29 protein-coding genes are annotated in these 26,231 nt (G+C 41.6%); 24 read left to right on the forward strand and 5 right to left on the reverse strand.

Annotated elements, in window-relative coordinates; translation table 11 throughout:
* Positions 1-81: 81 nt before the first annotated feature.
* Positions 82-951, reverse strand: a complete 870-nt coding sequence (locus RG959_RS11680) for a LysR family transcriptional regulator (RefSeq protein ID WP_342797260.1) — start codon at positions 949-951, stop codon at positions 82-84.
* A 169-nt stretch (positions 952-1,120) separates the two neighbouring features.
* On the opposite strand from RG959_RS11680, the gene acnA reads away from it, so the two are divergent.
* Positions 1,121-3,850: an aconitate hydratase AcnA gene (gene acnA / locus RG959_RS11685; RefSeq protein WP_342797261.1), complete on the forward strand. Its 2,730-nt coding sequence runs from the start codon at positions 1,121-1,123 to the stop codon at positions 3,848-3,850.
* A gap of 63 nt (positions 3,851-3,913) precedes the next feature.
* Positions 3,914-4,165, forward strand: a complete 252-nt coding sequence (locus RG959_RS11690) for an HPr family phosphocarrier protein (RefSeq protein WP_342797262.1) — start codon at positions 3,914-3,916, stop codon at positions 4,163-4,165.
* Positions 4,166-4,282: 117 nt separating this feature from the next.
* Here the strand turns inward: RG959_RS11690 and RG959_RS11695 are convergent, their stop codons facing one another.
* On the reverse strand, positions 4,283-5,161 hold the full coding sequence (locus RG959_RS11695) for a LysR family transcriptional regulator (RefSeq protein WP_342797263.1): 879 nt from the start codon (positions 5,159-5,161) through the stop codon (positions 4,283-4,285).
* Positions 5,162-5,322: 161 nt separating this feature from the next.
* Between RG959_RS11695 and RG959_RS11700 the strand changes: the two genes are divergently transcribed.
* The 4 genes from RG959_RS11700 (at position 5,323) to RG959_RS11715 (ending at position 9,473) form a co-directional block, all read left to right on the forward strand.
* Entirely contained in the window at positions 5,323-6,009 is a 687-nt protein-coding gene (locus RG959_RS11700) for an aspartate/glutamate racemase family protein (protein ID WP_342797264.1), read from the forward strand.
* Positions 6,002-7,450, forward strand: coding sequence for an aldehyde dehydrogenase family protein (locus RG959_RS11705; protein ID WP_342797265.1), 1,449 nt, complete (start codon positions 6,002-6,004; stop codon positions 7,448-7,450). Before RG959_RS11700 ends, RG959_RS11705 begins: the two co-directional genes overlap by 8 nt.
* A gap of 12 nt (positions 7,451-7,462) precedes the next feature.
* Positions 7,463-8,644: an iron-containing alcohol dehydrogenase gene (locus RG959_RS11710; RefSeq protein WP_342797266.1), complete on the forward strand. Its 1,182-nt coding sequence runs from the start codon at positions 7,463-7,465 to the stop codon at positions 8,642-8,644.
* A gap of 64 nt (positions 8,645-8,708) precedes the next feature.
* Positions 8,709-9,473, forward strand: a complete 765-nt coding sequence (locus RG959_RS11715) for an SDR family NAD(P)-dependent oxidoreductase (protein ID WP_342797267.1) — start codon at positions 8,709-8,711, stop codon at positions 9,471-9,473.
* Positions 9,474-9,736: 263 nt separating this feature from the next.
* Here the strand turns inward: RG959_RS11715 and yyaC are convergent, their stop codons facing one another.
* On the reverse strand, positions 9,737-10,246 hold the full coding sequence (gene yyaC, locus RG959_RS11720) for a spore protease YyaC (RefSeq protein ID WP_342797268.1): 510 nt from the start codon (positions 10,244-10,246) through the stop codon (positions 9,737-9,739).
* Between the two features lie 319 nt (positions 10,247-10,565).
* Here yyaC and RG959_RS11725 point away from each other — a divergent pair, with 319 nt between their 5' ends.
* The 7 genes from RG959_RS11725 to RG959_RS11755 all read left to right on the forward strand — a co-directional run bounded on the left by RG959_RS11725 (position 10,566) and on the right by RG959_RS11755 (position 17,489).
* Positions 10,566-11,585, forward strand: coding sequence for an SDR family oxidoreductase (locus RG959_RS11725; protein ID WP_342797269.1), 1,020 nt, complete (start codon positions 10,566-10,568; stop codon positions 11,583-11,585).
* Positions 11,586-11,992: 407 nt separating this feature from the next.
* Positions 11,993-12,847: a transketolase gene (locus tag RG959_RS11730; protein WP_410492928.1), complete on the forward strand. Its 855-nt coding sequence runs from the start codon at positions 11,993-11,995 to the stop codon at positions 12,845-12,847.
* Positions 12,844-13,791, forward strand: a complete 948-nt coding sequence (locus RG959_RS11735) for a transketolase family protein (protein WP_342797270.1) — start codon at positions 12,844-12,846, stop codon at positions 13,789-13,791. The genes RG959_RS11730 and RG959_RS11735 overlap by 4 nt, the downstream gene beginning before the upstream one ends.
* Positions 13,792-13,819: 28 nt before the next feature.
* Positions 13,820-14,578, forward strand: coding sequence for an SDR family NAD(P)-dependent oxidoreductase (locus RG959_RS11740; RefSeq protein WP_342797271.1), 759 nt, complete (start codon positions 13,820-13,822; stop codon positions 14,576-14,578).
* Between the two features lie 263 nt (positions 14,579-14,841).
* Positions 14,842-16,182 carry an MFS transporter gene (locus RG959_RS11745; RefSeq protein ID WP_342797272.1) on the forward strand — a complete coding sequence of 447 codons (1,341 nt, stop codon included), beginning with the start codon at positions 14,842-14,844 and terminating at the stop codon, positions 16,180-16,182.
* A 101-nt stretch (positions 16,183-16,283) separates the two neighbouring features.
* Positions 16,284-17,240: a 6-phosphofructokinase gene (gene pfkA, locus RG959_RS11750; protein WP_342797273.1), complete on the forward strand. Its 957-nt coding sequence runs from the start codon at positions 16,284-16,286 to the stop codon at positions 17,238-17,240.
* Between the two features lie 99 nt (positions 17,241-17,339).
* Positions 17,340-17,489: a GapA-binding peptide SR1P gene (locus tag RG959_RS11755; protein WP_251273067.1), complete on the forward strand. Its 150-nt coding sequence runs from the start codon at positions 17,340-17,342 to the stop codon at positions 17,487-17,489.
* A gap of 125 nt (positions 17,490-17,614) precedes the next feature.
* Here RG959_RS11755 and RG959_RS11760 read toward each other — a convergent pair whose 3' ends face one another.
* The gene (locus RG959_RS11760; protein ID WP_342797345.1) at positions 17,615-18,316 is read right to left on the reverse strand and encodes a FadR/GntR family transcriptional regulator; all 702 of its coding nucleotides are present in this window, start codon (positions 18,314-18,316) and stop codon (positions 17,615-17,617) included.
* A gap of 308 nt (positions 18,317-18,624) precedes the next feature.
* Here RG959_RS11760 and RG959_RS11765 point away from each other — a divergent pair, with 308 nt between their 5' ends.
* Positions 18,625-18,750: a GapA-binding peptide SR1P gene (locus tag RG959_RS11765; protein ID WP_251273066.1), complete on the forward strand. Its 126-nt coding sequence runs from the start codon at positions 18,625-18,627 to the stop codon at positions 18,748-18,750.
* 168 nt (positions 18,751-18,918) lie between these two features.
* Positions 18,919-19,362, forward strand: coding sequence for a ribose 5-phosphate isomerase B (gene rpiB / locus RG959_RS11770; protein ID WP_342797274.1), 444 nt, complete (start codon positions 18,919-18,921; stop codon positions 19,360-19,362).
* A gap of 375 nt (positions 19,363-19,737) precedes the next feature.
* On the opposite strand, the gene tpx is transcribed toward rpiB, so the two are convergent.
* Entirely contained in the window at positions 19,738-20,238 is a 501-nt protein-coding gene (tpx, locus tag RG959_RS11775) for a thiol peroxidase (RefSeq protein ID WP_342797275.1), read from the reverse strand.
* A 337-nt stretch (positions 20,239-20,575) separates the two neighbouring features.
* Here tpx and RG959_RS11780 point away from each other — a divergent pair, with 337 nt between their 5' ends.
* The 9 genes from RG959_RS11780 (at position 20,576) to RG959_RS11815 (ending at position 25,729) form a co-directional block, all read left to right on the forward strand.
* Positions 20,576-21,043: a spore coat protein gene (locus tag RG959_RS11780; protein WP_342797276.1), complete on the forward strand. Its 468-nt coding sequence runs from the start codon at positions 20,576-20,578 to the stop codon at positions 21,041-21,043.
* Positions 21,044-21,077: 34 nt separating this feature from the next.
* Entirely contained in the window at positions 21,078-21,509 is a 432-nt protein-coding gene (locus tag RG959_RS11785; protein ID WP_342797277.1) for a spore coat protein, read from the forward strand.
* A 33-nt stretch (positions 21,510-21,542) separates the two neighbouring features.
* Entirely contained in the window at positions 21,543-21,770 is a 228-nt protein-coding gene (locus tag RG959_RS11790; RefSeq protein ID WP_342797278.1) for a hypothetical protein, read from the forward strand.
* 408 nt (positions 21,771-22,178) lie between these two features.
* Positions 22,179-22,427, forward strand: coding sequence for an HPr family phosphocarrier protein (locus RG959_RS11795; RefSeq protein ID WP_242235609.1), 249 nt, complete (start codon positions 22,179-22,181; stop codon positions 22,425-22,427).
* Between the two features lie 278 nt (positions 22,428-22,705).
* Positions 22,706-24,076, forward strand: coding sequence for a D-alanyl-D-alanine carboxypeptidase family protein (locus RG959_RS11800; protein WP_483298883.1), 1,371 nt, complete (start codon positions 22,706-22,708; stop codon positions 24,074-24,076).
* Between the two features lie 122 nt (positions 24,077-24,198).
* Positions 24,199-24,435 carry a YgiT-type zinc finger protein gene (locus RG959_RS25155; RefSeq protein WP_369335180.1) on the forward strand — a complete coding sequence of 79 codons (237 nt, stop codon included), beginning with the start codon at positions 24,199-24,201 and terminating at the stop codon, positions 24,433-24,435.
* A gap of 145 nt (positions 24,436-24,580) precedes the next feature.
* Complete coding sequence (locus RG959_RS11805) at positions 24,581-24,781, forward strand: helix-turn-helix transcriptional regulator (protein ID WP_251272719.1); 201 nt, start codon at positions 24,581-24,583, stop codon at positions 24,779-24,781.
* A 4-nt stretch (positions 24,782-24,785) separates the two neighbouring features.
* A complete protein-coding gene (locus RG959_RS11810) occupies positions 24,786-25,226 on the forward strand; it encodes a hypothetical protein (protein ID WP_251272720.1) in 441 nt (146 codons plus the stop codon).
* Between the two features lie 26 nt (positions 25,227-25,252).
* Positions 25,253-25,729: a small multi-drug export protein gene (locus tag RG959_RS11815; protein ID WP_342797280.1), complete on the forward strand. Its 477-nt coding sequence runs from the start codon at positions 25,253-25,255 to the stop codon at positions 25,727-25,729.
* The last annotated feature ends 502 nt before the right edge of the window (positions 25,730-26,231 follow it).

Below are 26,231 nucleotides of genomic sequence, written 5' to 3' on the forward strand. Positions count from 1 at the left end.
TTTCTGGAAAGACAGGCGTTTTCAATCAGCCTGCTTTCTTAGTTTGTCTACACTCTCAACAGGCCAAAACTGGCCTGTTTTTTAGTTCTTGAAAGCAACATGCTGCTTAATAAAATCAGCGAATGCTTTTACAACGTTTAATTCTTCAGCTTCTGGATGATACACCATCCATGTTTTTTGTGTGAGTGCCTGGCCCTCTTTGGATTGAAGCGGGATTTTGTAAATAGTGTCCGTTTCATTAAAAAATAAAGATGGCAGAATGGCATACCCTAAACCGTTTAACACCATTTCTTTGCAGGTATCAGCCCGGTCTACCGTGATGCCAATCGAAGGAGGATGCGAGTAATGCTCAGCCCACCAATTGTCTGTCATATGCTTATAAAGCTGGTCCGTTTGATAATCAATCCTGGCCAGGTGAGGCAGGTCCTCGAGTGTGAGCGGCTCATTGGAAAACACACATAAATTCTCTTCAAACAGCTGCTCTTTATGGCCGGGCCAATTGTATTCCCCACGGATAAAGCCGATATGGATATCATGATTGTAAGCAAGCTGGTAGATCTGCCTGCTGTAGGCGGTTTCAATTTGAAATTCAACATCCGGATACTGTTCTTTAAACTGTTTTAACCAGCCGGGGAGTTTATATTTGCTGATGAAGTTTGAAACACCAATCCGAAGCGTGCCGGCCACAATATGGTTAAAATTATCAACTTCTTCTTTAATTTCGCGAAATGTATCTAAAAGTTCTTCAGCACGTTTTGCTAAATATTCTCCTTCAGGCGTAAACTGTACGCCTTTAATGCCGCGGTTTACAATTTTAACCCCAAATTCTGTTTCAATCTGCTTCAGCCGTTTCGTCAAGGTCGGCTGGGCAATAAAGAGGGTTTGGCCTGCTTTTGTAATGCTTTTTTCATGAAAAAGCGTATGTAAAATTAACCAGTCCCGATCGTCCATATGCGCCCTCCTTTTTTTTCAAACATATCATACCATTTGTTTTTGCTAAAGAAGAAAGATGGAAATCGTTCATGTTTAACTATGAAAAAATGCTATTTTTTCGAAAAGAAACGATTCAGTATGATAGAAATAAGCGAATTTCTATTTAGAACAGAAAAGGGGAAACGGCATGAAGACAAAAGGATATATCGAGCCAGTCAGCCTGAAAGTAAATGAAAACGAATACACCTATTATCCCATTCATCAATTAGACAATCAAAAGTTTCAGCATATAGCAAGGCTCCCATATTCGATTAAGGTACTGCTGGAGGCGGCCATCCGTACATTCGATGGAACCTCTATAACGGAAGAGCATATTCGGAAACTGGCGGACTGGACAGTAGAAAGAGAACCGAATGAAGAAGTTCCATTTAAGCCCGTACGCATATTGCTTCATGACACAACAGGGCTTCCAGCCATTGTGGATTTAGCCGCTATGCGTGAAACGATGAAGCGCTCAGGAGGCAATGTTTCGGCTGTCAATCCTTTGATTCCAGTGGATCTGGTTGTCGATCATTCGGTAACCGTTGATTATTTTGCCCGGCCAGATGCCCTAGAGCTGAATGAGAAAGTAAACATGGAGCGCAATGGTGAGCGGTTTCGTTTCCTATGCTGGGCACAGCAGGCATTTGAGAACTTGAACATTATTCCGCCTTCTTCCGGCATTATGCACCAAATTAACATGGAGTATTTGTCCACTGTTACGGCGGTAAAACAAGAGGAAGGGCAGGCCGTTGTTTATCCTGATTCACTTGTTGGAACAGACTCTCACACGACCATGATAAATGGTCTTGGGATTGTGGCATGGGGAGTAGGCGGAATAGAAGCGGAAGCAGCGATGCTTGGGCAGCCTTTGTATTTTGCCACACCGGAAGTGGTCGGCTTCCGGCTGACTGGATCACTTCCAGAAGGAACGACATCAACAGATCTTGCCCTAACCATTACAAACATTCTTCGTCAAAAAGGTGTGGTTGGAAAGTTTGTAGAGTTTTTTGGCGAAGGCGTGCGTTCCATGAGCGTAGCTGACCGTGCCACTGTTGCGAATATGGCGCCAGAATACGGAGCCACAATGGGCTTTTTCCCTGTAGACGAGCAAACGATTCACTACCTGCGGCTGATCGGGCGTGACGAGGAGCAGGTCGACCTGGTTGAAGCGTATTACAAAGCTCAGGGCATGTTTATGGAAAAGGACAGTGAAGATCCGGCTTATCCTGAAGTCATTGAGCTGGATTTATCTACCGTCGTTCCATCCTTAGCAGGCCCTAAACGGCCGCAGGACCGAATCAGTTTAACAAACATGAAACAAAATTACCGGGAAGTCATCCGCAAGCCGGTGGCCGAGGGAGGTTATGGCGTTACCGAGGAAGCACTCAGAAAAGAGGTTCCGGTTACGCACAAAAGTGGAGAAACATCCGTTATAAAGCATGGTTCTGTCGTGCTGGCAGCCATTACAAGCTGCACCAATACATCGAATCCGACTGTGCTTATGATGGCAGGGCTGCTTGCGAAAAGGGCAGTTGAAAAAGGATTGTCTAAGCCTGCTTTTGTGAAAAGTTCATTAACCCCAGGATCGCGTGTAGTCACCGATTATCTTCAGGAATCAGGGCTGCTTCCATATTTAGAAAAACTGGGCTTTCACATTGCCGGGTATGGATGTGCTACTTGCATCGGCAACTCAGGACCGCTTCCTTCTGAAATAAGCGAAGCGATCAGCCAGTACGACTTGACTGTAGCAGGCGTTCTGTCAGGAAACCGTAATTTTGAAGGCCGGGTCCACCCTGAGATCAAAGCCAATTACCTGGCTTCACCGCCTCTAGTGGTGGCCTATGCACTGGCTGGCACAGTTGATATTGATTTTACAACAGAGCCTCTTGGGCATGACTCCAGCAATCAGCCTGTTTATCTGCGTGATATTTGGCCGTCTTTAGCGGATACACAAAAATGGCTTGGGGATGCCCTGCGGCCTGAGCTGTTTCAAATGAGGTATCAAAATATACTCAAAGCTAACGAAAGATGGAATGGGTTAGAGATTCCAGAAGGACCGCTTTTTGACTGGGAAGAATCTTCAACCTACGTACAGGAGCCGCCATTTTTAAAAGACTTGCCTACCCAGCCAGGAAACATTGTTGATTTTCAGCATGCCCGTGCGATAGCCGTATTAGGACACTCGATTACAACAGACCATCTGTCGCCGTCTGGCGTAGTGCCAGCTAACAGTACGGCTGGTTTATATTTAAAAAGCCGTGGTGTGAAGCCGAGGGATTTGAATTCTTATCCTTCACGGCGCGGCAATCACCAAGTCATGATTCGGGGAGCGCTGGCTAACCATCGAATCCGCAACTATCTGGTTCCTGGCTCAGAAGGGGGCGTAACGAAATACTTGCCGAGCGGGGAAGTCATGCCGATGTATGAGGCGTCGCTAAAATACAAAAAAGATCATACGCCACTATTTATTATCGCAGGAAAAGAATATGGCACAGGCAGTTCCCGTGACTGGGCGGCGAAAGGTACAGCACTGCTCGGTGTCAAAGCTGTGATTGCCGAAAGTTTTGAACGTATTCACCGCAGCAACCTGGTTGGAATGGGCATGCTTCCTCTTCAGTTTGAGAACGGGGAAAATGCGGAGTCTTTAGGCATTGAAGGAACAGAAATCTTTCAGACAATCGGCTTATCAGACGAGATTCAGCCCGGACAAAAGATTAGAATTAAAGCAATAGGCGAAGACGGAAAAGCTTTTGAATTTAATGTATTTGTGCGGCTGGACAATATTGTAGATGTCGAATATTACCGGCATGGGGGCATTATGCAAAAAGTCATCCGGCAATTAATAAATCATACCTCCACGCTAACTGTGAAATAAAGCAAGTAAGCTGTTCGACTGCAATCATTGATGTGAAAATGACTGTTTGAAGGAGGAGAAAGCATGGAAATAAGCAATACATTTGCCGAATTTGTTGTGGCAATTAATAAAACAGCACAGGAATTCCAATCCAGCATTGTCATTAAAACTGATCGTAAAAGTTTTGATGCAAAGAGTGTTCTTGGGCTGACGTATTCTGTTCTAAGCTCCAAGACCTTTGAACTTGAAATTCATGGGCCGGATGAAGATGAAGCAAAAAAAGCGATGACCTATGTATTTCATCAGCATAATGTACCTGTATGCGTGAATGAATGACAGAAAGGCTCCTGGCACTGACCAGGAGCTTTTCTGTGCCCAATAGAAAAAGGAATAAAAGTAGTGAATAACAAAGGTTTTATTTAGAATGAGTGGTTTAATTAACTAGCAATTTTTTTATTTTTCTTCAGAAGTCATTAAACCATACATTTGTACAAAATCAACAAACTCCTTTACTAAGGCCAATTCTGTTAACTCCTCACGGTATAACATACGTGTTTTCCAAATAATAGGAGAATCGTTTCGGTCCATTAAAAAAACTTTTTGCAAAAGGTCGTGTTCCTCTAATACAATACTGGGTGCGATACAGTAGCCAAACCCATTCAGCACCATTCTTTTGGCTATTTCTACATTATCAACATCCATGTGATTGATAGGCGGTTTAGAAAAATGAGCCTTCCACCAATTTTCAATCACCATATTTAGTGCCGGATCTGTTTGGTAAACAACTCTTCTCATAGAAGGAAGCTCTTCTAAAGCGATTTTTTGGGAAGAGAGAACACAAATATGCTCTTCTGAGATCGTAATGCTTTTGTTTGGCCATGTATGATTTCCTCTTACAATCCCGATATGTGCTTCCTGTTTATAAACCGTTTGAATCACATCATGATTAACGCCTGTTGTCACATGAAACTCAACTTGAGGAAATTTTTCATGAAAGGCTTTAAGCAGCTGAGGCAGGCGGTAAAAAGCGAAGGTCCTGGATACACTTAACCGCAAAGTTCCTTTTACTTCACCGCCTTTATTCTGAAGCTGTTCCTCTATTTTCTGTTCTTCCTTTAACATAGCGGCAGCGTGCTTAACCAATAATTCTCCTTCTTCCGTAAAATCAACACCTTTTCTTCCGCGATAAAAAAGTTTAATATTAAATTCTTTCTCAATCTGCTGGAGCCGATAAGTTAAGGTTGGCTGTGCCATATACAGCCGTTCCGCTGCTTTGGTAATATTTTTTTCATTGTAAACCATTTGTAAAATAATCCAGTCTTTTGTTCCCATTGTATTTCCCACCTTATAATCGAAAAAATCTATAGTTATTTATAAAAAATAAATATTTTATTAATTAATCTAACTATAATATATTTATCGTACAGCAAGTGAGTAAACTTTTTAAAAAATTTTTATCATCTTTGTAAGCGAATTCAAGGGAGGGAGTAGAGATGCAGGAGAAGGAATACCAAATTGGTCTGATACACGCAACCATAAATTCCGTACAGCCGATTTTGGAAGCTTTTCGCGAGCATGCGCCGGATGTCACGGTTGTGAACTTTATGGATGAAAGTTTGATTTTCGAATTAAATGAAACGAATACAGTAACGAAAGATATGGTCAGGCGGCTGCTGAATCTAGCCCAGAAAGCAGTCGATTATGGAGTAGACGGAATATTGCTGACCTGCTCATCTTTTACGCCGGCAGTAGCCAAAATCAGCCACCTATTTGAAGTTCCCATGTTAAGTGCGGATTTGAGTATGTTGGAGAGAGCCGTAGAGATTGGAAGCCGGATCGGTGTGATTGCTACAGTGGCAGCGGCGGGACCGACCACTACAGGACTTTTAGAAGGAATTGCTGCAAAGCATGGAAAAGATATCTTAATTGACACAGCAATTATACCTGAAGCTTTCGAAGCTCTCCAGAATCGGAATCAAACTAAGCATGATCAGTTGATTCATCAGAAAGCGGAAGAGTTAGCGTTAGAATGTGACGTTATTCTTTTTGCCCAGTTTTCTATGGCCAGAGCGTTGAAAACATTAAAAACAAAACCAAAGCCAATCTTGACAAGTCCCGAAATCAGCGTAAAAGCAATCATTGAAGAAGTATCCAAAAAGGAGGCCGTTTTAAATGATTAAAACTGAAATGATGCATGTAACATCATTAATCGAAGGAAATTCTGTCAGTCGAGCGGAAGGGAAAACAGCTGATGTCATCAGCCCATTTAATGGTGAAGTAGTAGGAAAAGTGAGTCTGGCATCTGCAGAGGATGCAGAAAGAGCGATCCAGTCGGCTCATCGTGTTTTTCATGAAACTATGAAAAAAATGCCGGCTTACCAGCGTGCTGATATTTTACGTAAAACCGCTGACTTACTGGAAGCACAGACAGAAGAATTTGCACGCATTCTCGTATTAGAAGCAGGAAAGCCGATCCGGGATGGTCGCGGAGAAGTAGGAAGAGCTGTACAGGTACTTCGCTTTGCAGCAGATGAAGCGAAGAAAATCGAAGGAGAACTCGTTCCAATGGATGCAGCTGTTGGAGGGGAGAATCGGATAGGCATGGTGCGCCGCCTGCCAATCGGAGTGGTATCTGCGATTACACCGTTTAATTTCCCGCTCAACCTCGCTTTACATAAACTAGCTCCAGCTTTTGCAGCAGGAAATACAGTGGTATTAAAACCAGCAGGCAAAACACCTCTTTCTGCGTTCATGCTTGTAAAGCTTTTTGAAGAAGCTGGTTTGCCGAAAGGTGCCTTGAACTTAGTGATTGGAAACGGATCAGAAGTTGGCGACATTTTGGTAACAGATTCACGTGTCAGCAAAATTACATTCACAGGAAGCCCAGCTGTAGGAATTGATCTTCGTCAAAAAGCAGGGCTGAAAAAAGTAACGCTTGAACTAGGATCGAATTCTCCAAACATTATTTTTGAGGATGGAGACGTCAAAGCGGCGGCTGCTGGGCTGGTACGAGGAGCTTTTGCATTTTCAGGCCAGGTGTGTATTTCAGCCCAGCGCATTTATGTACAAAAAGGCGTTTACCAAGAGTTTCTGGACCAATATGTTTCTGCTGTTAAAGTGTTAACTCTTGGAGATCCAGCTGACGAATCAACAGATATCGGGCCAATGATTAGTGAAAAAGAAGCGATTCGTGCTCATAGCTGGATTCAGGAAGCGGTAAAAGCAGGGGCAAGGCTTGCAACAGGCGGCAATCGGGAAGGCGCGCTGCTTGAGCCGACTATCCTTGTTGATGTGAAACCGGATATGAAAGTGGTTTGTGAAGAAACGTTTGCTCCAATCGTTTCTGTGATTCCGTTTGAAACAGAAGAAGAAGTGATTGAAATGGCGAACGACTCCGTATTTGGCCTCCAGGCAGGGGTATTCACAAACGATATTAATCGTGCGATGCGTATAGCAGAAGGCCTTGAAACAGGAGGCGTTTGGATCAATGAAACGTCTACCTACCGCCAAGACAACTATCCATATGGCGGCGTAAAGCTGAGTGGTATTGGAAAAGAAGGCGTTAAATATGCGATTGACGATATGACAGAAATCAAATTCATCGGAATTAAACTGGGCTAAGGGGGAAAAAACATGGCAATTTCATATTTCCGTACAGCAGGTATACTTATTACAGGAGCAGGCTCTATTGCTGAAGTAGGAGAGCAGGCTAAGAAATTAGAAGCAACAAAAGTAATCATTGTGACTGATAAAGTTATCCGTGAAACAGGTCTGTTGTCTAAAGTGACAGAACCACTGGCTGAGGCCGGTTTAGAAGCAGATATTATTGATGAAGTATTGCCAGAACCGCCATTTGAAAATTTAGAGCAGCTGGCTGCCCAAATCAAAGGAAAAGGCTATGACTTGCTTGTAGGTGTAGGAGGCGGCAGTGCACTAGATATTACGAAAGTGCTTTCCGTTATGTTGACAAATAAAGAGGATGTGCGTGATTTTGTCGGCATTGATAAAGTAAAGAATCCAGGAGTGCCTACGATTCTTGTGCCGACTACAGCCGGAACTGGCTCGGAGGTAACATATAATGCTATTTTTACCGATACACGAGACAAAGTAAAAAAAGGAATTGTCAGCCCGTACCTGCTTCCAAGTGTGGCCATTGTAGATGCTGAATTAACATTGACTGTCCCTCCAGCGGTAACAGCGGCAACTGGAATGGATGCATTGGTGCATGCTGTAGAATCTTATACGGCTATTCGTGCTGGAGAACTAACAGACGGCATTGCCCTACAGGCGATCAAGCTTATTTCACGTTCTATTCGTAAAGCTGTGTATAACGGAAAAGATCTGAAAGCCCGTGAAGATATGGCAATGGGCAGCCTTCTGGCAGGGATCTCTCTTGGAAATGCGGGGGTTGGAGCCGTTCACGCTCTTGCTTATCCACTTGGCGGTAAATTCAAAGTGCCGCATGGTGTTGCCAACTCGCTCCTGCTGCCGTATGTCATGAAGTACAATGTAGTAGCGGACCTGGAGAAATTTGCGGAGGTAGCAGAAGCGCTTGGAGAAAATATTGAAGGATTATCGCTTCGTGAAGCAGCAGACCGTGCTGTTGCGGCGCTTGCCCAGCTGTCTCAGGATGTTGGCATTCCTTCCAGCTTGAAAGAAGTGGGCGTAACAGCTTCGGATATTCCAGCTTTGGCGGAAGAAGCAAGCAAAGTCGATCGTCTGTTGAATAACAATCCAAGATGGCTGACAGTAAAAGAAATCCAGAAGATTTATGAAGAAGCATACGGCGCTATTAAAGAACCATCACATGCTTGATAAGCTTCGTTAAACATACACGTCCAGATTCATTGAACTAAATGAATCAGCAGGAGGCAAAATCATGAGTTATTTCTCAGAACTAAAAAACAAAAAAGTAGTCATTGTCGGCGGAAGCAAGGGAATTGGAAAAAGTATTGCCCTTGCCTTCGCTGAGTTAGGCTCAGACGTTATCGTTACTGGCAGAAACGAGCAAGATCTTCAAGAAGCAGCATCGGAACTGCAACAGTATAATCCTCAATGTTCCTATTTAACAGCGGATATCCAGGATGTCCCGCAAATTTACAACATGATCGACCTTGCTTATAGACGTCTTGGCCGGATCGATGTGCTGGTGAATAATGCAGGCATTAATATTGCAAAGCCGTCATTAGAAGTGACAGAAGAAGACTGGGACCGGGTGCTTGATACGAACTTAAAAGGAACATTCTTTTGTACCCAGCGGGCTGGGAAATACATGATTGAGCAGGAACATCCGGGTAAAATCATTAATATTGTGTCCCAGATGGCATTTGTTGGCTACATCAAACGTGCAGCCTACTGCTCCAGTAAAGGCGGAGCGGTACAGCTGACAAAAGCTTTGGCGGTTGAATGGGCTCAGCATCAGATAAAAGTAAATGCGGTAGCTCCGACATTTATTGAAACAGATTTCACCAAAGCGATGTTTAAGGATCCAGACTTTCATCAGGATGTATTGAACCGGATACCACTCGGTTCATTGGCAAAGCCAAATGATGTGACAGGGGCAGTTCTATTCCTGGCTTCAGACATGGCGAATTTTATTACAGGTGAAACCATCCGTGTAGACGGCGGCTGGACAGCCATATAAGTCTGATAGACTTAAATAGTTGTACTGGCTAGTCTTCCGATTTCGGGTGCCTCCTTGATTTATAAAATAAGAACATTTTAAATTACAGCAAGCTCTACTATTGTAATATTCCTGGAATGTTAGGAAAGCCGCAGTGGGAGAAGAAAAAGCAAAATTGGTGATGGCGAGTGTATTGTGGAAACACAGTCTGCCGGTTGAAGTCGTATAAATGTAAATGAAAAAAGTGTAGACCATCTGGAGATCTGCACTTTTTGCGTTCGTGTTTAAGAAGATGCCGATTCATTTTCAATGTTAGAGAGCTGAGTGGCATTTATTAAAATGGATGTTGTTCTTTTTGCTAATCTCATCACTGTATCTAACCTTGTGTTATTTAAAGAATGTACGGGAAAAAAAGGGTCTAAATGATTGACGACCGCTTTAAGATGATAATCACCAACTTCCGGCAGCGTTTGATGAACAGCATTCCCCGGGCAGAAAGATCCCTCATTAAAATAAATGGATTCAATCTGATGGGGATCACCTAAACAGGCATCAATGGCAAAAACAAGTGAATCCAGCTTCTTTTTTTGAATTTCTTTTAAAACGATTTTTAAATTCTGGGCATGTACCGGTTCGCTGAGTGTGCCAAACACCTGATAGGGAATAGGATGTTCTTTTAGCATCGTGCCGACTAAAGGGCCAAAAGAATCTCCTGTAGACCGATCAGAGCCAATACATAAAAAAACAAGCTCTTTAGAGGATAAGCGAAGTGTATGTGCGATTTGTTTCGACATCTCTGCGGTCTCCTCACCGGTTTTCGTTATAAAACGAACTGTTTTTTTGTGCCGCTGAACGGCTTTTCTGTTTTTAAAAGGATACATCTGCACGCCCCCTTTTAGCTGATTACTTATTTAAGGTATAAGGATATTCAGATAGCTTTAGTATACCCGTTTTTCTTGTCAGATACTTTTATGTGATTACAGACAATTTGAGAGAAAGAGGCTAGAAGGGATTAAACGAATTAATTCGATTGCCAATGCCTGCCTTGCTCATTCAAAGTCTGCTTTGTTAAAATTTACTATGTAAACTGTTCTATAAAGAAGGAGTGAGGAAATGAAGGCGTTATTTATTGGAGGAACCGGGACAATCAGCAGTGCCGTTTCAAAGCGTGTCGTGGAAAAAGGATGGGACTTATACCTTTTAAACAGGGGGAACCGTTTGGATCAAGTACCTGAAGGCGCAACGGTTATCAAAGGAGATATCCAAGACGAAAAAGCGGTTGCAGAACTCATCAAGGATTTCCATTTCGATGTGGTTGCGGACTTTATCGCCTTTAAGCCAGAGCATATTGAACGTGATATAAGGCTGTTTACAAACAAAACGAAGCAGTTTATTTTTATCAGCTCCGCTTCCGCTTATCAAAAACCACTTTCTTATTATCGAACAAGTGAAAGTACACCATTAAGCAACCCGTACTGGGAGTATTCACAGGACAAAATCGCTTGTGAAGAGGTGCTGATGGCGGAATATCGCAATAATCAGTTTCCAGTCACAATCGTGCGTCCAAGTCATACATATGGAGAACAAAAGGTGCCGGTAGCCTTCTATGGAAAAAACGGCAGCTGGCAGGTTGTAGAACGGATCCGACAAGGAAAGCCGGTCATTATTCATGGTGACGGTACGTCGCTTTGGACATTAACGCATAACACTGATTTTGCTAAAGCCTTTGTCGGACTGATGGCCAATCAAGGGGCTATAGGGGAAGCGGTCCATATTACATCGGACGAGGCGCTTACCTGGAACAAAATTTATGACTGCATTGGGGCAGTTTTTAATGTGGAAGTGAAAAAAGTCCATGTAGCGACTGATTTCCTCGTTGGCTGCCGGCCGGATCTAGAAGGGCCATTACTCGGGGATAAAGCTGGCTGCGCTGTATTTGACAACAGCAAAATCAAAAGACTTGTCCCGGATTTTATCGCAACGAAACGGTTCGATGAAGGAGTCAGGGGAGCGATTGAACATATCTTAGCCCATCCGGAACTGCAAAAGACCGACGAGGAATTTGACCGTTTCTGTGACAGGCTGATTGATGTGCAGCAGGCAGGTTTAAATATGTTCAAAGAATCATTCTGAAGAGAGTGAGAAAAAGTAAAAAATAAAAACTGAAGGATTGCGGAAGAGATGGATTTGAAAACTGGTTAAACGTATAAAATTCAATATAGTGAGTGGTTAACACTTTGGTGAAAGAGCATGTTTTTTCGAGCATGCTCTTTTTTAATGACATAAACCTATATACATAACAAAAAACTAAAAACCTTAAAAGTGATTAGAAAAAGTTAGCTTAAAGGCAGTTTATATAGACTTGGTGGTTTTAATATAAACAATTGATAAATCAATGCAAAATGTATCCGGATACAAAAAAACAAATTTTTTGAAAAAAAGGTATAGACAAACGCTTTCAACAGTTGTATAGTGTTCACATAAGCTAGTTGTCATACAAGTACACAAGTTAACAAGTGGTTAAGTTTACATCTTAAATTATGACAGAGGTGATTGTAGTGAAAGAAGTAAGTGTTGCGGAACTACAAGAAAAAGCGATTGAGCTCAGAAAAACAGCCATTACAATGATTTTTGAAGCTCAGTCCGGACATCCAGGGGGTTCATTATCCGCTGCAGATATCATCACAGCCCTTTATTTTAAAGAAATGAATATAGATCCCCAAAACCCTAAATGGGAAGACCGGGACCGTTTTGTTCTCTCAAAAGGCCATGTAGCCCCTATTCAATATGCGGCCTTGGCGCTCCGAGGCTTTGTTCCATATGAAAACGTATACAAGCTAAGACAATACGGATCTCCATTCCAGGGTCATCCTGATATGAAGAAGTGCCCGGGCATCGATATTTCAACCGGTTCACTAGGCCAGGGACTTTCCTGCGGCGTGGGTATGGCACTTGCAGGCAAACGGGACGAAAAAGATTACCGGGTATTCGCTATGGTAGGCGATGGGGAGTGCCAGGAAGGGCAAATTTGGGAAGCGGTTCAAACAGCCGTAAAATACAACCTGGATAACTTAATTGTCTTTGTCGATAATAACCGCTTGCAAATTGATGGCTTCTGTGAGGAAATTATGCCTCTGCAGGACATCGAGAAAAAGTTTGAAGTATTCGGTTTTGAAACGAAACGAATTGATGGACACTCGATGGAAGAGATCGTGCAGACATTAGATGAAGTGACAAAAGCGAAAAACGGAAAGCCGAAATGCATTGTAGCCGACACGATTAAAGGAAAAGGCGTTTCTTATATGGAAGACGTCTGCTCATGGCATGGTGTAGCGCCAAATGAAAAGGAATATGAGCAAGCACTAGAAGAATTAGCAGGAGGTTTAAAATCATGAGCCTAACTGAAAAAGCAGTAATGACAAAAAAAGCGACACGGGAAGCTTTCGGTGATGAAATCGTTAAATTAGGAAAAGAAAATAAAAATATTTACGTAGTAGATATTGATATCGGCAAGTCATGTAAAACCGGAGAATTCATTAAGCAGCTTCCTAATCAGCATGTGAACGTCGGGATTGCGGAGCAGAACGGTGCCGGCCTGGCAGCAGGCCTTGCAACAACTGGTAAAATTCCATTTGTAAGCACTTACGCTGTTTTTGGCTCGCTGCGGATGGCGGAACAAATCCGCCAGGAAGTATGCTATCCAAACTTGAATGTAAAGATCGCCTGCTCACACGGCGGACTGACTCCAGGAAATGACGGGGGAAGCCATCAGGCGATTGAAGATATGGGCGTTTTAAGATCATTCCCAAATATGACTGTCATTATGGGTTCTGACTACTATTCAACAAGAAAATTGATCGAGCAGGCAGCGAATACGTACGGCCCAATGTATCTCCGCTTTACACGTGACGCGGTGCCGGTTATTTACGACGAAAATGAAGAATTCATCATCGGAAAAGCCAAGAAATTAAAGAACGGAAAAGATATTGCGATTATCGCGAATGGCGATACCGTATACCTTGCCTTAGAAGCGGCCAAGCAGCTGGAAGAACAAGGAATTTCTGTAACCCTTTTAGATATGCATACGATCAAGCCTCTAGACAGAGAAGCGGTGGTAGAGTGCCTCGATATCGGAAACATCGTGACTGTAGAGGACCACAATATCCTGAACGGTCTGGGAAGCGCTGTATGTGAAGTAGCAGCGGAAGAAGGACGAGGCCGAGTGAAACGAATTGGAGTCCAGGACCAGTTTGGAGAATCAGCTCCTTATGAGAAACTGATGGAAATCAACGGCATTACCATTGAAAACATTGTTCAAACAGCAAAAGAAATGCTTTAAAAATAAAATATGAAAATAGGAGTACGCCATGTTTACATTAAATGATAAAGTAGCTATAGTGACTGGAAGCGGTTCCGAAAAAGGAATTGGACGGACGATTGCATTAACACTTGCGGAGCAGGGTGCTTCGATTGTGGTAGCTGACATGAATCCAGCCGGTATTTGGGATACAGTAGAAGCGATTACGGAAAATGGCGGAAAAGCCATCGGAGTAGAAGTGAATGTAACAAACAAGGAGTCAGTTGACCAAATGGTAGCCAAAACGCTTGAGGCGTTCGGACGTATTGATATTTTGGTGAACAATGCCGGAATTTCTCAAAAAGTAACCGTTGAAGATATGACACTCGAAGATATGACAAGAGTATTTAACGTCAATATGTTTGGTTTGTTCCTGTGCACGCAAGCCGTCTTGGCCACAATGAAAAAACAGCAATATGGCCGTATTATCAGCTTGTCTTCTGTATCTGCCAAAAGAGGCGGCGGCGTTTTTGGCGGAGCCCATTACTCCGCTTCTAAAGCAGCTGTATTAGGTTTTTCTAAAAACCTTGCCCGGGAAGTGGGGCAGGATGGCATCACAGTAAACTGTGTAGCTCCCGGCCTTGTGAATACAGATATATGGAAATCCCTTCCTGAAGAAGATGCGAAAAAGGTCATCGACAGCATCCCAATGGCACGTCCGGGTGAAACAAAAGAGATTGCTGCAACGATTGCGTTCCTGGCCTCTCAGGAAGCATCTTACATTACTGGTGAAGAGATCGATATTAACGGCGGTTCACATATGGATTAAGGTTCAACGGATCTTTACGGAGCAGGCATATTCTATATGCCTGACCCGTTTCTTTCCTGAAAACAAGGCTATAAGCTGGCGGTTTTTGACCTATGAAAAAAGCAGTTTTTGTAAGCGCTTAATAGGAATGACATTACATCTTTTACTTCCCGGTAAAGGAATCTCGCCTTTTCAAAAAAGAATGGATAATCAGTTAGTTTATTTCTAAGCTTTGGAACATGGAAACAAGAAGGAAGGCAAAACAAGCTTAAGGGGGAATTATAATGGACCAACTCGCATTAGAGCGTTCCACTACTCGTAAAGTAACACTCCGATTGATTCCATTTTTGTTCTTATGTTTTATTATTGCTATTTTAGACCGTGTTAACATCGGGTTTGCTGCCCTGCAGATGAATGAAGATTTAGGGTTTTCCAATGCTGTATTTGGGTTAGGCGCCGGAATTTTCTTCATCGGCTACTTCCTATTAGAAGTACCAGGAAGCGCAATGATGACAAAAATTGGAGCTAGAAAATGGATTAGCCGGATCATGGTCACATGGGCTGTTATCGCCATATTAATGGCGTTTGTTAAAGAACCGTGGCAGTTTTATACAGCCCGCTTTTTATTAGGTGTAGCAGAAGCAAGCTTTTATCCATGTATGGTGTATTACTTAAGTGGTTTTTACCAAACAAAACACCATGCAAAAGCAATTGCAGGTTTTATGCTGGCCATTCCGGGTGCTAATGCACTGGGTTCTCCGCTTTCCACGTTCCTTTTAGGAATTGACTGGCTTGGTATGGCCGGCTGGCAATGGCTGTTTATTTTAGAAGCGATTCCAGCGCTTATTCTCGGTGTTATCGCATTTTTCTACCTGGATGACAAAATAGAGGATGTAAAATGGCTGAATAGAGATGAAAAGCAGTGGCTTATCGACATAACAACAAAAGAAAGATTGGAAAAAGAAGAGGTTAAGCATTATACATTCGCCCAAGCTTTAAAAGATCGTGATGTGCTAATTCTATCGATTGGTTACTTCTGCTGGATGGTTGGCTACTACGGCATTAATATGTTCCTGCCGACTATTTCGCAAGGATTATCCCAAACGACTTCTTTAAGCACGCAAGGTATGGGCTGGCTATTAGGTCTTATGTATGCCTGTGCAATGGTCGTGATGATTCTGGTCGGCAACCATTCTGATAAGAAAAATGAAAGACGCTGGCATGTAGCCGCTTGTTTAACAGTTAGTGCCATTGCCATGATTGTCAGCAGTTATGTAGCAGATTCAAATGTTGTATTAGCATTTGTATTTTTAACCATTGCGTTATGTGGCGCGTTTGGTGCCTACTCTCCATTCTGGGCGATTCCGCCTTCTTTCTTAACAGGAGCTGCAGCGGGTGGTGCCATTGCGCTAATTAACAGTATTGGAAATCTTGGCGGATTTTTCGGGCCATATATCGTTGGTTACATTAAAGATGTAACTGGCTCATTTAATACAAGCATGATTTTCTTAGGCATCAGTATGATTCTTGCTTCGCTTATTATTGTTTTCCTGGTTAAACAATCAGGGAAAGCGCTAAAAGTAGAAAATAGATCAGAGAAATCCAGCCTGGAAAAGTCTAGCTGAAAGAACCGATTTTAACAAGAAATAAGGGAGAAATCTTTCATTTTCTGGGCCATCTTCGAAAACAAAGAAAAATTCCTAATCTTCTAAGAGGTGTGGTAATCATGAAAAAGCTGGGAGTCTTAACAAGTGGAGGAGATGCTCCTGGAATGAATGCGGCTATTCGAGCTGTCGTTAAAGCAGCTCATCACTATGGGGCAGAGGTTATGGGGATCCAAGGCGGCTATCAAGGTTTGATTGATGGGGCGATGTACCCTCTGACTCTTTCAGATGTCGAAAACATATCGAACAAGGGCGGTACGATCCTACAAACCTCGAGATCTTTAGAATTCATGGAAGACACTGGGAGGATGAGCGCAGTTCGCACATTAAGGGAATGTGAAATAGATGCGGTGGTCGTTATCGGCGGGGAAGGTTCTTTAAAAGGAGCCCAGAAATTGCACCAGCTGGGCGTAAAGGTAGCTGGCATCCCGGGTACAATTGATAATGACATGCCGTATACAGATTACTCCATTGGATTTGACACTACACTAAACACAGTGCTTGACTGCATCGGGAAAATCAAGGATACGGGATTTTCTCACAGTAAAACGACTATCGTGGAAGTGATGGGAAGATACTGCGGCGATCTGGCTCTTTATTCCGCACTGGCAGGGGAGGGAGAAATCATCTCCACTCCAGAAAGAAAACTGGACTTTGAGACAATCTGCCACCAATTGCATGAAAGAATCAGCAGCGGGAAAAAGGATAATGTCGTCATTATTACAGAAAGAATGTATGATCTTCCTTCTCTGCAGCAATACATTGAAGAAAAACTGCAGATTGAGGTAAGAACGATGATTTTAGGTTTTATCCAAAGAGGAGGAGATCCTTCTGCTTTTGACCGGGTCCTGGCCAACAAACTAGGTGTAAAAGCAGTGGAGCTGCTGATACAGGGCCAATCTGGACAGGCGGTCGGCATGAAAGAAAACAAAATTATCTGCAAAGACCTTGAAACGATCGATCAGGCATCCATAAACAAACAAGATGATTATCAATTACTTGAAATGCTTTTACACTAAAAATGAAACGTCTATATGTCCATCAGATTAGTTTAACTTAAGAAAACGTTCAGCATTCTTAAAGGCCTTTTTAAATAAGAGGAATAGAGGCGATAAAACATGGTAAAGGAATTAAAAGTGAAGCAAGATACGATTGTATGCCAGGTTTGTGAAGAAGTGATCGATACAGCTCATAGTCCTGAAGGTGTTAAAGTGTTATATGGAATGTGTCCGAGATGCTTGGGATTAGAAAACCAAAAAGAAGCATAACAAGCAAAGGAAAAGGCGTATATCGACAGGCAGCAAGCCTGTCGATATACGCCTTTATTGTATTTGCTCTTATAAAAAGAGGAAGCGCCTTTAACGAGGCACTTCAAATAAGCAGATCATAAAGCTCAGCTTTTCCAATAGCGGTCATATAAATTTTGCATATGGGTGGTCATGCGCTCTACTGCTTCTTTTTCATTGCGATCCTCGATCGCTTGAATAAGCAGTTTATGCTCTTGGAAGTTCACTTCCTGATAATCTGACCGGGTAACGGTCCGGTCCCGAATAAACTGCCACATTTCCTGCTGCTTCATTGCATTCGTGATGGAAGACATAAACGTGATAAATAAATCATTATGCGACGCTTTAGCAATGCCCATATGTAGTTGTTCGTCCGTTTCGGGAACATAGATGCCAGAACGCGTTTCTTCTTCCATTTTTTTAATCGTCTGTTTTAGTTCCTCTATATCTTCGTCCGTCGCTCTTAAAGCAGCAAATTTGATAATTAATGGCTCGATATTCATTCTTGCTTCTACGATATCCTCTGGAGATACCGACTCAAGGGATTGTGAATTTCCATTTGTGATATGCGTGCTTTTCACAAATACCCCTTCTCCCTGGCGGGAGTAAATGATACCATTCATTTCTAAAGCACTAAGAGCTTGTCTGACAGGTGCACGGCTGACGCCGAACTGGGCGCACAATTCTCTTTCTGAAGGAAGTTTATCTCCAACTTTAAAAGAGCCTGCCTGAATTTCCGCAAGAATTTGGTTATAAATTTGAATATATAATTTTTTACTGGATACAGGATTGAAATTAATAAAAATCACTTCTTTCAATGGTTATTAGTTGTCATACAAGTACTATTATTATATACTTTTCCCTTTTGGAGGGCAAAATAATTATGTGATTATTGAATAAGAAAGCATTAAAAAAGAGAGAGTGAAACAGCTTTTTCTTGCTCTCAAGAAAGGGGGATAAATCGCTTTAGCCAATAATAAAATAAGACTCGCGTGAAAAAGCCATTGAATCATGAAAGCCCTATCAAAAACAATTGACAGGTCTTTGATGTTTAGTTATACTTTAATTGTGGTAAACATAGTATACAAGTAGACAAGTTATGAGAGGAGGGAATAAAATGGGAACTTTAATTTGCCACACTTGTAATGCCACAATTGATCACTTTGAGGATGAAAAAGTTACGTTTCTTTATTCTAATTGCGAATGTGAGAACTGCAGCCAGAACAATGAAGATAACGAATGAATAGATAAAAACAGTGGGCAGAATTGTTTTTTTTGATAGTTAATGAAAGGGGTTACAAAAAACAGGATTGGCTTTTAGAAGCCAATCCTGCTATAAAAATGAAGGAAATGAAAGTACATAATGAAACAGCCAGTTAAGAAAAAAACCATTTTAGGAGGAGAGAATCAGATGAAAATCGTTATTGCATCTGACCATGGAGGGGTAACGATTCGAAAAGAGATCGCCGCTCTTCTAGAAGAAATGCAGGTAGAATATATTGACTTAGGGTGTGGCTGCGGGGCATCTGTTGATTATCCTGACTATGCACGCCTGGCCGCAGATAAAGTCGCCAGCGGGGAAGTGGATCGGGGCATTTTAGTATGCGGAACGGGTATAGGCATGAGTATTGCGGCCAATAAAGTAAAAGGAATCCGCTGTGCTCTTGTACATGATACCTTCAGTGCTAGAGCGACACGGGAACATAATAACTCGAATATGCTGGCAATGGGTGAACGGGTTATTGGTCCAGGGCTGGCCCGCGATATTGTGAGGATTTGGCTCGAAACGCCTTTTGAATCGGGAGGACGGCATGAAAATCGTGTAAATAAAATTGAGGAAATGGAACGGGTCTGACCTTAAATTAAAATTCATATAACGCCTAAGCCGATAATAGTAGAAGCTGTTCATCTAGCAGCAGGTCTGCGGCTGGATGTTTATTTTATAATAGATATTCCAAATACATAGATGTTTTTGCAAAAGAAGGAGCAGCTGTACTCCTGTGTGCTTCGTTATATTCATTAAGAAAGTAAAAAAAGATTAAAACAATGAAAGATATTAATCTTTTTTTCTAAAATAAAAAGCAGGTTAGCCTTTAGCGGTTATCCTGCTTTTTTGTACTGATGCAAAGGTTGCTGAGCTTTATACAAAAAAGTACTGATTTTAAAATAAAGATTTAGTTAAAACGAAAAATCGGCTTGGGCATTTGCCCAAGCCGGTTTTCTTGTACCACTAATTGGCAGATTTTGCTACCTCGATGGCTGCTTCGTAGTTCGGATGATTGGTCGCTTCAGGAACATATTCTACATAAATAACTTTATCATTTGAATCCAATACGAAAACAGAACGTGTCAGCAGACGAAGTTCCTCAATGCCAACACCATAGTTTTGAGCGAAAGAGAAATCACGGTGGTCTGACAAAGTTTTAACATTTTCAAGACCAGCCGCTGCGCACCATCTGCTCTGGGCAAATGGAAGGTCAGCTGAAATGGTCAGCACCTCAACGTTCGCCAGGTTTGCCGCTTCTTCATTAAACCGGCGTGTTTGAGCATCACAAACGCCTGTATCAATAGATGGTACTACGCTTATAATCCGTACCTTGCCGCTTGTATCAGCCAGGGAAATCTCAGAAAGATCATTTGCCAATACAGTAAAATCAGGTGCTTGATCACCTGCTTTTACTTCATTTCCAGTTAGTGTAATAGGGTTTTCTTTAAACGTTACATTTGCCATGAATGATTTCCTCCAACTTATGTAAGATAGATTTATTATAACAGGTTGTATACTTGTCATACAACTAAAACTTTGTTAGATGCCTAAATTAAAAGATTAGATTTTCACTTTAAAATAAAAGAATTTTAATGGTTTTTAAGAAGGGTTTTTTTGTTTTAAAAAGCTGGTTAAACGACTATAAGAGCGGTTTATTAAAGGGTATCCTTCATAATTTATCTTTTAAAAGCGACTGTATAGGGCGCTTTTTTATTTTTTTAGAACTAGTTACATATGCCGCTACCTCGCGAACGATTGGATCATACAGTACTGTATAACATGAAAAAGGAGGGTTGATAATATGTCAAGAAGTCAAAGAGAAGAAAACGAGGATAAAAAGCAAAAACGCAAGTCGCGTGAAGACAGAGGGCAAGAAGAGAGAGAGCGGAATGACGACGTAGAAGTTGTACAGGACGGCTTTCAAAAATCAGTGATGGAACAAGAGTCTGACGAACTCGTATGGATTAAAGACTCTTGCAACGTTGAGGTGCGCACGACTGATACACAGGCAGCTGTATCTCTCCAAGTAGGCTTGCAACTGGCTATTGCGCTCGTTGTCAGCATCACAATTGGCGATTCAGATGAAGGTCAGTCGGTCGCTCAGGAGCTGTTCCAGCAGTTTGATTCGGAGCAGACGAACAAGCAGAAGATCTTTGTTAAAAACTCAAAAGATGTCACAATCACAACAACGGACACAGACCTGGCTGTGAACATCCAGGCGCTTCTACAATTGCTTGTTGCTCTAGTTGTAAAACTAGATGTGCTGTAATGAGAGTTTAGTAAAAATGAAAGAGGTGAAAAACATGAGTGAGAAAAAATGGAGAGCGCTGGATCACTGTGATGACAACAATGGTAAAAACGGTGCAGACGTTTTGCAGGAAGGCGACCAATTCGTATCAAACGAGCAAAAATCGTTTGAATGGATTATCGTAAAAGATTCCGAGGATGTAGATGTACAGACAACAGACACACAAGTAGCCGTGTCCCTTCAGCTGGGTATCCAGGCAGCGATTGCTGTTGTCCTAAGCATCACAGTTGGCGATTCAGATCAAAGCAAATCTGTGCTTCAAGACCTTAAACAATTCATTAAAACAAAGCAAAAAAATAAGCAGAAAACAGTTGTTGAAGGCTCTAAGCATGTAAAAGTGACGACAACTGACACAGACTTGGCTGTGAACATCCAGGCACTGCTGCAAATTCTTGTAGCAATCGTTGTGAAACTAGATGTTCTTTAATAGATAAGCCAGTTTAGAGAGAGGGGAGAAGGTATGGATACGAAAGGTAAAGACCTGGTTGAACAATTGCGTAAAATGAACGAGAAATCTCTCCAAAATCTGGTGAAAGATTCTCGCCAAAAACGTAATAACAAAAAACTAAAAGAAGATTTTAAGAAAAGCCAGGCAAAGGCATTAGAAGAGCTGAAAAAACAGAATACTCCAGCGACGGATTCAAAGAATACTTCCTTGAAAGACATGCTGGACAAATTATTCGAATAATTTGTAAGTGTTATACTAGAATGTAACGAGTCGTGATGGTTTAGCTAAATTTCTTCAATTCTCCTTACTTGAAAAAGAAAAAGGAAATTGAATTTATACAACAAATGAAGCATGCTGCTGCTAAAAACACCCCGCTTGAGCAAAACAAGCGGGGTGTTTAACATGATTGCTATTTCCTGCTGGATAAAAAATGGATTTCAACAGATATAGAAAGAAATCAAAAATTCATCAGATTGTCACCCATTCAGTCCTGATTCGTATACCATTAAAAGTGAATCGTGTTATACTAATTTGTACCAATACAAAGTATGATCTATTATTCAAATTTCAGCCATTGGATGATATTGTACATAAAGCAGCCGCGGGTATGCTTGAAAACAGACTACACTTTCAAAAGGATGATCTTACATGTTACTAGACAAATCAAGAGCACAGGTTGTTGTAGAAATTAACCAGACAGCGAGCAAATTCAAATCAAGTATTGTGATTATGACAGATAACCAAACAATCGATGCTAAAAGTATTCTCGGCCTGACATACAGTATTTTAAATTCAAAATCATTTAAACTAGAAATTCACGGACCGGACGAGGAAGAAGCAAAAGTAGCGATGTCGAGTGTATTTTGGAAACACAGCCTGCCGGTTGAAGTAGTATAAATAAAATATTTGTAAAAAGTGCAAACCATCAAAGGGTTTGCACTTTTCTATTTGCCCGTAGTTTAAAAGACAGGGTTAAAGTAATGAAAAATAAATTTCACTTTGTGCAAAATTCAAAAACAAATTCTTTTTAAGTTTCTAAAAAAATGAATAGGTTCTTTCTTTTCTATTTTCACTTCCTATTTTAAAATAGAAAACGGTGTGAAAAATCGTTCACTGTTTATGTGTTGATAATAAGAAAGAAGGTCTATTTTTTGGAAAAATGTCGTTGCTTCTCTATGAAATTCATAAAAAATGAAAAAGCTGTCTTCAAAAAAATAACAGCTAGTACACTCATTACAAGTATGCTGATTCTGCCAGTAACTCCGTTTTCCTCTCCTGTCGAAATTTCCGCTGTGGCAGCTGAAGGAACCAGCGGTACCGCTGTAGCTTCTGCAAAAGCAGACAGCGTTCCCTCTGCTGATTCGCTGAATCTGCATCTTAAATCAGCTGTGCTTATGGAGCCGACAACGGGAAAAGTCCTTTTGTCGGTAAACGCTGATACAGCTTATGCGCCGGCCAGCATGACGAAAATGATGACTGAGTATATTGTGATGGACAAAATAAAAAAAGGCGAAATAAGCTGGAATGATACCGTAACGGTGAAAACAAATGCCGATCAAACAATTGGTGCCAGTGTGCACCTGACCGAAGGTGAACAGCACACCGTAAAAGAGCTGTACACAGCGATGGCCCTGCATTCTGCGAATGATGCAGCGGTTGCCCTTGCTGAATTTGCAGCCGGCTCGGAAGCCGAGTTCGTCAAGCTGATGAACGAAGAAGCGAAACGGATGGGAATGACGAAAACCCAATATATCAATGCGACAGGGCTGGACCGTTCCGATATGTCAGCTGCATTCCGTCCGGCTGAAGAAAAAGAAACAAAAATGTCAGCAATGGATGTAGCAAAGCTTGTCCAGCATATTATTCAGGACCAGCCGGAATTCAGCGATTTTACGTCTCTTCAAACCTATCAATTCCGCGAGACTGATGCGGAGCCTCTCGTTAATTCAGACTGGATGCTTGAAGCCAACAAAAATGATCCAGAGCTGAAGAAATATGCTTATGAAGGGCTGGATGGATTAAAAACAGGTTACACCACCAATGCCGGCTACTGTTTTGCAGGAACAGCGGAACGCGACGGTATGCGCCTGATCAGTGTGGTAATGGGCGCAGAAACAATGGGCAGCCGCTTTACCGAAACGAAAAAAGTGCTCGATTATGGATTCGATCATTTTGAAGTCAAACAAGTCGTAGCCGCTAAAAGTTCAGCGCAGGAAGAAAAAGCGCCAGTACTGGATGGAAAAGAAGTAGAAGTTTCGGTTGTGCCTGACCAAACGATAAATTTTGTGGTGCCAAAAGGCGTAAAGTCGCCCAAATTGGTTGCAGAAATAGACTTTTCAAAAGAAGCTTTAACTGCTCCCGTTAAAGAAGGGGTCAAAGCAGGAACGGCTACCTACACGTACCGCATTAACGGGGTAGAAGGTGCCCAGACTCAAACGGTTAATCTTGTTACGGCAGAAGAAATAGAAAAAGCAGGATGGCTCCGTTTAATGTTCCGTTCAATCGGTCATTTTTCGGCAGGCATCTTTTCCGATGCAAATGAATAACTTGTATCGATGCTTCTTTCATTTTCTATGAGAAAACCAGTTTTAAAAATGTTGTTTTCAGATCAAACCAGAGATGATATAGTAGTTAGAATACAGAGATTATTATATGGGGGTAGCAAAAGGTGTTAGCGAGTTGTAATTATTGTCATCATGGAGTTTTGTTGCCGTCTCTGGACATTGCCTGCCTTTACTATAAAGGACGAACATTGTTTATTCACAACGTGCCATATGGCCACTGTACCCATTGCGGAAACAGAGATTATGATTCTTTGCAAGCGAGCAGAGTACAGGCCTTGGAAGCATTTGAACAATACGGAATCACATCCATTGATTTCGTTCAAAGTCCTGAAAGAATATAAATGAACAAAAAGAACCGACAAATTGATTTTGTTGGTTCTTTTTTTGTATAAAAAGCAATGATATATGACAAAATGCAAATGATCATTTACATAATGTTGTATATCATTTACAATAAAACAAAATAGTGATGGAAGGAATATGAGGATGTTAGAAAACCGAGTACGTGAACTTCGTGCACGTTTTAAATGGACACAGCAAGACTTGGCCGATGCAATCGGAGCTACCCGCCAGACCATTGGGCTGATCGAAAAAGGAGATTATGCACCTTCAGTGATTTTAGCTTTGAAAATCTCTAAAGCATTTAACGTACCGGTTGAAGAAATCTTTTATTTAAAGGAGATGTAACTTCGTGCTTCCAAACATTCTGCGTTCGCCGTTTGTCCCTATGGCCTTGTTAGTTTTAATTATGACATTTCTGATTTTGTCGTTGTCAGGCCCTGATTCTGTACAGCAGGAATTAGCGAGATACAGCTTTTTAGGATTTACCTGTTTTTTATTTCTCTGGATTTTTTTGATTCGGCTGAATAACCGCAAAAATCCTCAAAATCGGATTCATTCCTGGGGAGTAATCCCGCCGGAATTTCGAGAAATGGATGAAGGACAGCAATGGGTAACGTTCAAGGCCTGCCGTAATGTGTATATCTATTACACTTACGCATTGCCGGCAGCAGCTTTATTTTGTTTTGTGTTTTTTAAGTGGCCCATTGCTCCCTTACTGGCTATAGGTGTTCTTGGATTAGGACAGTATTTGGTATATTGGTTAACGATCCGGAAGCTAAATCATTTTTAACTGAATTGCTAAGGAGCTGAATGGCGATGTTAGAGTGGGCTCAAGAAGCAAATGCTATATGGCAGTATGTTGTTTTGTTTTTGCTGGGGGCAGCACCATGGATGGATGTATCCATCATTGTGCCACTAGGTGTTTTATGGGGGCTATCACCTGTGGGAGTTGGTTTAACAGCTTTTATAGGGAATTTCCTGTTAATTGTCCTGCTTGGCCTATTTTTTAAGCAAATTGCAGAGTGGAGAACAGCAAGAAGGCAAAAGAAAGGGATAACGAGCCCTACCAAAAGAGAAACCCGGTCAAGGGAAATATGGGATAAGTATGGCATCCCAGGCTTAGCTCTGCTGGCACCTATCCTTGTTGGAACCGATATTGCTGCAATCCTGGCTCTGACATTCGGCTCTTCCAAGTCCACAGTAGTAGGCTGGATGGCTGTCAGTTTAGCATTATGGACTATTGTATTTGTAGTTGCTTCCATGTATGGTTTTAGTTTTTTAAATGTCATGTAAAAAATGGCTATCAGTTATGTCATCATATACCATTCTAGGCAAGTTATTCATTGATATTTAAAGTAAGTAAATTAGAAACATGAACATTCACTTACGGTTATGGAACAGGCATTGAGGGGAAACAATATCAAAAATTAACCTAAGTATAAGTGGTAAGCCAATTTCCGTAAAAATTGGCTTTTTTATTGTGTTGTTCGCTTGATACAATTTTCGTTTTCAAAATAATGTTCCTATCGCGTTTTTTAATAATACACTTTGTGCAAAATTCAAATAAAATCCAAAAAACAATTAGCCAACAAAAGAATTATAAAATCAGCTTTTATTCCAAACCGCCATTCATCATACCATTTAAAAGCTTGATCAACGGCTGGAAAGGGTATAAGAAAATGATTAGAGCAAACATTAATCATGCTTGTAACATGATAAAATAAAATGCATTGTTTAAATGGAGCGAAAAAGGAAACCCACATACTAAAAGACACAATAAAGAAAAGGGGATACG

This window comes from Domibacillus sp. 8LH (assembly GCF_038806185.1).
Taxonomy (GTDB): Bacteria; Bacillota; Bacilli; order Bacillales; family Domibacillaceae; genus Domibacillus; species Domibacillus indicus_A.